Below are 912 nucleotides of genomic sequence, written 5' to 3'. Positions count from 1 at the left end.
ACCATGGCCTTCAGGTTGTAGCCCCGGTCCATCGGCGAGGGCTTCCAGTCGCTCACGGCCCCCAGCACCACCGCTTTTTGGCGCGCCAGCACACCAGCCTGGTGCAATTGCAGCAGCATCCGCTCGACGCGGTACGGGTGTTCGTTGACGTCCTCCACGAACAGGATCCCGCCCTTGACCTGCGGCCAGTGTGGAGTCCCGAGCAGCGAAGTCAGCACCGTCAGGTTGCCGCCCCACAGCACGCCCTTGGCTTGCACCCCATCGAAGCCGGCTTCGGTGCGAAAACCGATCGCTTCGAGCTCGCCACTCATCGCCTCGGCAAAACAATCGGGCGTGACATCGTCGAGCACCTCGCGGCCGAAGTCATCCACCGCCAGCGGGCCGCACCAGCTTGGCGCGCCGGTGTGGGCGAGCAGCCCCATTTGCAGCGCCGTCATGTCGCTGTAGCCAACCCAGCGGGTGCCTTTGTCGACGCCACGCTTGAGCTTCTTCCAATCGATTCGGTCGAGCAGGCGGGTCAAGCCGTAGCCGCCACGGGTGGCCATGGCAATCGAGGGGGCCTCGGCAGCGACGCGGTGCAGGGCTTCCAGGCGCTGCTCGTCGCTGCCGCCGAACCGCTGCTGCCTGGCCAGCGCGGCTTCGTCGATGGTCACGGCAAAGCCCATCGCGGCAAGCCGTTTGGCGGCCAGGCGCAGCGGGGCCGCTTTCAGCAGCACCCCGGCGGGGGTGAACAGGGTCAGGCTGGTCATGGGGTCGGTGGTCAGGTATTGGGCGGCGGCGGTTCGTCCATCGGCAGTTCGATGGCAAAGCCGGTCGGAATCGGGTCGCTGGGGGTGACGTCGGGCGACTCGGAGGCCGGCTCGTCCACCGCAGCGGCCCGCTCAGCCTTCTGCTGTGCCCGGCGCTCGGCGA

Annotated in this window: 1 protein-coding gene; it reads right to left on the bottom strand. The window is 68.2% G+C overall.

The window, feature by feature from the left end:
- Positions 1 to 749 (bottom strand): LD-carboxypeptidase (locus AC1DYI_RS36945; protein ID WP_477209042.1); only part of this gene is annotated, 749 nt, incomplete at its 3' end.
- Positions 750 to 912: the final 163 nt, after the last annotated feature.

The organism is Ideonella sp. P3_A4 (genome assembly GCF_056403075.1).
This window is presented reverse-complemented; position numbering and strand designations above follow the sequence as displayed.